A 7,184-nucleotide genomic window follows, 5' to 3' on the forward strand; every position below is an offset into this window, starting at 1 on the left:
TTGCCATCTTTATCTGTTACAGTTACTGAGCCGTCATCTCCTACAGTTACTTTCGCATCTGCTGGTAGATCTGGATTTGCTTTCTTAACTGCATCTTCAACAGCTTTCTTTTCTTCGTCTGTTAACTTAGATGGGTCTTTTACTTCAGTCTTTTCTGGAGCAATTAGTGAATCATCTTTTTCGATTGTATCTTCAGGTCCTAATTTAGCTGTCTTTGTAGTTTCGCCTTCTTTTACAGTTACTGTTACGTTACCCTTGTCATCAACTGTGATTTGGTCATCTGTTAAGCTTGGGTTAACAGCTTTTACAGCGTCTTTTACTGCTTTTTGTTCTTCAGGTGTAAGATTTTCTAAGTTTCTAACCTTAACTTTGCTTGGTTTGTTTAATGTTAATTTTGTAGCGTCATCTACTACTGTATCATTTTGAGATAGGGCTCCAGTTTTACCTCCGTCAGTAACTATTACAGAACCATCATCAGCAACATTGATTTTTGCAGTATCAGGTAGATCTGGATTTGCTTTTTTAACAGCTTCCTTAACTTTTTCTTTTTCTGCTTCTGTTAATTCATTAATGTTTTGTACTGGTGTTTTTTCTGGTGCCTTTAATGCGATTTTATTGTCGCTAGCTTCGTCTTTTTTAACCGTTTTAGCTGGTGCGATAGTTTTATCCCCAGCTGTTCCCATAGGTACTGTTACTGTACCATCATCTGCAACTTTGATTTCTTCGTCTTTGAAGTCTAGGTCTGGGTTGGCTGCCTTAACAGCATCTCTTACCTTAATCTTTTCGTAATCAGTAAGTTTATTAAGATCTGATACTGGTGTTATTTTTGGATTATTTAATGTTTTGCCAGCTCTGTCAAATGGTTTTACTGTATCTTTTCCTTCTAATGTTCCAGTCTTCTTACCATCTGCAGTTGTTACTGTTACATTACCCTTACTATCTACTTCAATCTTATCGTCATCAGTAAGATTATTCTTTGCTTTAACTGCTGCAGCTACCTTATCTCTTTCATCTTGTGTTAAGTTAGTTGTATCCTTTACTTCAGTCTTATCTGGAGCAGTCAAATCAAGAATTGTATCTTTTTGTACAACTGTTTGTTCTGGTGTAAATGAACCTACCTTACCACCTTGATTTATATTAACTGATCCGTCATCATTTACTGTGATGTCATCATCTGTGAAGTTTCTGTCTGTGTTAGCTGCTTTAATAGCATCTTTTACAGCTTGTTTTTCTTCGGGTGTTAATTTTGTTTTATCAACAACCTTAACTGGTTCTTTTGGTGGGTTGAAGTTGTTTTGAACTTTTTCTTGTTCAACAGTCTTATCTGATGTTATTGTTCCAGTCTTACCATCTTTTGTAACTGTTACTTTACCGTCATCATCAACTACAACATCTGCTGGTGTTAAATTTAAGTCTGGGTTTACTTTTATAACAGCAGCTTCAACTTTTTCTTGTTCTTTTTCTGTTAACGATGTTTTATCTTTTACTACTGTTTTTTCTGGATCATTTAACTTTAAAGGAGTTTTATCAGTTTGTTCCCAAACTGCATAATAAGTTTTTGGTGATGTGATTCCTGTAAAGTCTGTAACATTTGGTGTTGTTGCATCTTTTGTATCTGCCCAGCCCTTAAAAGTATATCCATCTCTTGTTGGGTCTGGTGTAGGTGCTGTTACTTTTTCATCTTCTACTTTAACATTAGTTGTATCCTTGCTGTCAGCAAATTTACCACCGTCTGCATCAAAGGTAACTGTTACTTGATCAGAATACATAGCATAAACAACCAATTGTTTTGTTATTGGTGTTTCATTAGTAAAGATTTGATCTTTACTTAATTTATTAAATTCATCAGCTGTAACGACTGCCTTATCTCCTAAGGCTTTCTTACCTTCTTCAGTAACCCAACCTAGGAAGTGCTTTCCATCTAGTGTTGGTGTCTTTGCGAATTTATCACCAGTACCTTCTTTAACATTTGCACCTTCAAAGCCGTTGGCTACATAACCTTCTTGGTCGTAGAAATTAACATTGTCTGGTGCTATTCTTACTTCTCTATCTTTACCATCAGCAAGTTTACCAGTATTTGCGTCAAACAATACCCTTGCCCTAACTCTTGTTTCGTATAAGTCAGATGGTAGTGATGAGCCGTCTGAAGCAGTGGATAAGATCTTCATATCCTTTAATAAAGTAAGAGGTTTTTCAGTCTTATCATCTGAATGATAAGGAAGCATCTTTGTTAAATCTACCCTATATTCATAAGCCTCGTATTCTTTTTCATCTCCTTCAAATTGAGCATCAAAGATATTAGCTTTTGGAATAAGGATTTTCTTCCTCATATCTTCGCCGACTAGATTACCCTTATCATCATATTCGTTTGAATCAGCTTCTACTTTGGCATAAACTTTTTTGTCTTTTCCATCGTAAAGTAATCTTACCTTACCACCGTCATACTTTGTATAACCAACGATTTTTGTTGTATCAGTGTTAAACTTAGCATTATCAGCTGGCAATACTCTTGGGTCCTTATAGAAGTCTTCTGTTCCTTCTGCATAATCATTTGTAAATATCAAATGATATGGAGTGTAAAGTGACTTATTTATAGAAAGGATGGATGATTTATCAGAGTGGTCAGTCCATGTAAGTTCCTTAACAGTATCTTGAGCTTTTTCTAAAGGTCTATACTTGAACCAAGATGTTTGGTTTTCTAATTTATTACCATTTTCATCATAAGATTCTACATAAATATCTTCGCCTGGTTTTAATTTAGATGTATTGATAAAGAAGTTACCACCAGTTGATACTGTTGCACCATTTGGAACACCGGTCATAACTCTGTCTTTGTTATCATATGACCATGTAACCTTTGGTTCAAATTTCTTTTCAGCTTTAGTTCCGTCTGCAAGTGTGTATTTAAGGATATAGTAACCTTTTTTGCCTTCCTTATAAAGGTGCATATTTATATTTCTATTTTTTTGTAAGGTTAGGGTTGCTCCGCCTTCATTTAGCTCAGTTCCGTTATTAATTTCAAGGAAGTTTACAGGGGTATCATGGTCTTTTGCATATGGCATGAAAATTTTTATCTTATCTCCAGGCTTTATAGTAGCTCCTTCTCTAAGGTCAAACTTAAATATACCATCCGCATATCTTTCAATTTTTTCAATACCCTTATCACTTGTTACATAATAAGTGTAGTAACCTTGCTCTTTTCTTATAACCGCATCTTCATTACCAACTTGAAGCATAATTTGCTTATCTGCTGGGTCCTTTGTGGTGTCGATTATAAAAGATTCACCTGCATGAGCTACATAACCATCTTTGTATTCTTTTTCAAAGATAGTCCAGCCGTCTGTATTTGGATTAGTCCAGCCGGAGATCATTGAGTAGTTAAGTTTTCTTGATTTATTACCACCACTTAATTCATCTCTACCTGCAAAAGTATCTTCAAATTTGCCCTTATCTACAACATAGTCGATAGCTGTAATGTAGATACCTTTTAGCATAGTGTATTGGTCGTGTTGTGGTATCTCAACCTTCTTAATTCCTTCTTTTTGGAAGTCGTGAGGAGCAATAACTAGGTAAGCAAGTTTACCATCAGCGGATTTATTAAAGTCTGTTAGTTTAATACCAAAATTGTGTGAAAATTTTGATTTGAGTCTTGTATCTTCAAGAACATTTACATAGGCTACATTGCCCTTGTCATCAGGCTTCAAGTAGTTAAGAAGGTTAGCATCAAAGGCTTGGGTAAAGGCGATTGGTTGTCCACCAGTTGTAGGTGAAGCAGCGTTTCCATCTCTTTGACCCGTGTATTGGGTTCTTATTATACCAAGATTTTTTTCATCCTTATATTGTTCTGGGTTGGCAATAAATTCGGACATAACGAATTCTTGATTTGTTGCGTTATTTCCATCTGATTGGTATCCACCCTTGATAAATAGTCTATTTACCTTATCTTCAAGAAAAACTGATGTTGTCTTGGTATAAGTTGAATAGTCCATGGATGTTCCCTTAGGTGCATAGGCATAGATTCTTTCACCCTTTTTATCAGCAAGTCTCATTTGAACGATGTAGTTCTTTTGACCTAAGTCTTTAATTGTAACACCTTCTTTTAAAACAAGGTTAATAGGGAGGTTCTTTCTTTGGTTTGTTAAGTCCCCTCTTAATACACCTAGGTCAACGATTCTTTCCTTACGGTCATTAAATGGTTCTAAATTTCCACTTTTAGCTTCATTACCTAAGGTATTTACACCAACTATATAAGATTTGTCGTAGTCGATGTATTGGTCAAGTTCTCCGAAGTTAAATATACCCCTGTACCATACAGTTGTTACTGCTGCACCCTTTTCCTTATAAACCATTCTTAGAACAGTTCTGCCGTTGGCATCAACAAAGTTACCATCATAATCAATGTCGTTCATTTCGACAGGTTCTGATGTAGTAACCCTTACAAGTCTTTGCTTGTCTCCAACCTTCCAACGAGATTTATCTTTGATTTGATTTTCCCAGTTTGCCTTACTGTAATAAGTCGCAGATGAGAGTGCGTCAGGCTTTTCTGTAGAATCAGAAGCCTTTAATTGGTTATTTACTTTTTTTCCGCTAACTTCAAGCTCAGATTCATTATTATCTGTTTTTTTATCTTCAGTAAGATCGGATTTACCTTCTGCTTGGCCTTCTTTTTTCTCAGCTTCACTGTCCTTAGCACCTGTTTTTGCTTCAGCTTTTGCAGCTTCAACTACTTCATCTACTGCTTTTATGCTTTTAGCTTCTTCTACATCTTTTTTGTATTCATCAAGTGATTTAGAAGGTTTTACATCTTCGCCAAATGCTTCGAAAGCTTTTTCGATATCTTTAATAGCTTTTGCTTTGTAGGCTGCTAATTCATCTTCAGCTTTTGCTTTTTCATCAGCAGTCTCTTCGCCAGCAGGTTTTCCAGCAGGTTCACCATCAGGTTTTCCGTTAGAATTTTCTTCTTTTTTAGCTTCAGGTTTTCCTGCTACTGTTTCAGGTTGCGCTTCTTCTGTTGCAGCTGGTGATTTATTTAATTCACCAGCCTCTACAAGTTGAGGGCTTACTACTATAGAGAATCCTAGCATGCATGATACTAAACCGATGGTTAGTTTTCTTGTAGCATACCTAGGTTTTCTATTGGAACCTTTCTGCTTTTTGAACTCAATAAATTTGAGCAATTCATATCTTTTCTCTTTCATAAGAACTCCTTTTTATAATTTACTTGTTATCGATTTCCAATGAATATCATCTACCTAAAATACTTATTTATAATTCTAATATAATAACAATTCATAATGAATATCCATTACAAGCTCTGTCGTCACGATGAGATAAGACATCTCTGATGATAATATACTTCCCTTTTAATTTCCTTCAATAACTTTTTTGTCATCTTAATTTATATAAAATATTTCCTCAGTAATTTTATAAATATATAATCAACTTAATTAAACCTAGAATTTAGCCCATCTACACCAAAAATCCTATAAATAATTCACGCATACTTCAAGCTATCTATAGATAAAAGGTTAATATATATACATATTTTAATATAATAATTTATATAGAGATAAACGTCAAAGAAATTTATATTCTTAAATTTTATATAATTATCATAAATGAAGATTTTCCTTAAAAAGAGAGCCTATCCGGATCAATGAGGACAAGTCTATTAGAAACAGTTTTATATCATCATTTGCTATACACAAAGTATAGGTTTATTTTCAAAGCCTTCGAATATAGAGGCATATCGTGTTTATTATCGTTTTGGGATTTAAGCACGCCCCTCCGAATGCCGCTTCTTAGAAGCTCTCCGCGCTCCCGCGCTATCATTCGGCTATAAAAATTGCCCTAGCGGCCGAGAGCGCCCAAATCAATGCATGTTATCGTGGCTCTAGGAGGACATCATGGTTCTCTTTATTGAGTGTTCTGTGTGTACATCGGTAATTTGTTTATATAGCCTTCGAATATAGTGAATTGTCGTGCTTAGGCTGTCTTAGGATTTTAGTTTTCGTAATAGGTCTCTCGGCTTCGCTCGAGACAAGGGGAGAAGTGCTCGAAACAGAGTGTTTTTCTTTAAAATACAAAAACCCTACCAACCGTCACAATTAAGCCCAAAAAAACAAGACCCAATTAAGAGTCTTGTTTTTTAAGTTTCAGATAAGTTTATTTATCTTCTTCTTCTTTTTTCTTGCTTGCAAGTAGTCCTGCTATTGAGATTCCTGCTAGTCCTATTAGTCCGCTTACAGAGCCTACGCCTGTCTTGACGTTTGCGCCTGCTTTCTTACCTTTAGTATTTGATCTCATTTCTTTCTTAGCTTCTACTTGATAAATTAGATCATCAGCATTAATGAAGTTCTTTGAACCATCAGCATAGATTAGAGTAGCGTTACCCTTATCATCTACTATTACGTCGATTACTGCTGGATTTGCCTTCTTAACTTTGTCGATTACTTCTTGTTTTTCTTCATCTGTTAAGTGGTTCTTATCCTTTACGCCAGTTTTTTCTGGTGTAATAGCTGGGTTCTTTTCTGCATCAGTTTTTACTTTCTTATTATCATCTTCTTCAGGTTTCTTGTTATTATCACTTTCATCAGCATTTGATTCTGGGATGAATGGAATATTGATGTCACCAGTGCCTGAGCCATTGTCAGAAGATTTTTCATTAACTAGCTTATCAGCTGTGATTACATCTTTTGATCCATCTGGATAGGTGATTGTTGCATTACCCTTATTATCAACATCTACCTTTGTTCCTTCTGGGAAGTTGTCTTTGTTGGCTTTTTCTATCTTATCTTTAATTTCTTGTTTTTCTTTGTCTGTTAGATTATTCTTGTCACCAACTTCAGTTTTTCCAGGTACATTTGGTTCAATGATGTCAGCTATCTTAAGTTCTGGTTTTTCTTCAATGGCTGGATCACCATGTTTGTATTGGAATACAAGGTCTTTTGCTGGGATTACATCTTTAGATCCATCTGGGTATGTGATTGTTGCATTACCCTTATTATCTACATCTACCTTTGTTTTTGCTGGAAAGTTGTCTTTGTTGGCTTTTTCAATCTTGCCCTTAACTTCTTTCTTTTCTTCATCAGTTAAGTTTTCAAGATCTTTTACGCCTGTTTTTTCAGCTGGAATATTTGGTGTGATCTTATCAGCATCTTTTTCTGCTGGTGTTGTATCTTTTA

Annotated in this window: 1 protein-coding gene and 1 pseudogene; both read right to left on the bottom strand. The window is 35.2% G+C overall.

The window, feature by feature from the left end:
* Positions 1-5,198: InlB B-repeat-containing protein (locus tag ACCQ42_RS07335; protein WP_410035797.1), on the bottom strand; the 5,198-nt coding region annotated here is incomplete at its 3' end.
* Between the two features lie 967 nt (positions 5,199-6,165).
* Positions 6,166-7,184: pseudogene (locus ACCQ42_RS07340) on the bottom strand (hypothetical protein); the annotation flags it as partial.

It is taken from the genome of Anaerococcus kampingae, assembly GCF_046365475.1.
Lineage (GTDB): Bacteria > Bacillota > Clostridia > Tissierellales > Peptoniphilaceae > Anaerococcus > Anaerococcus kampingae.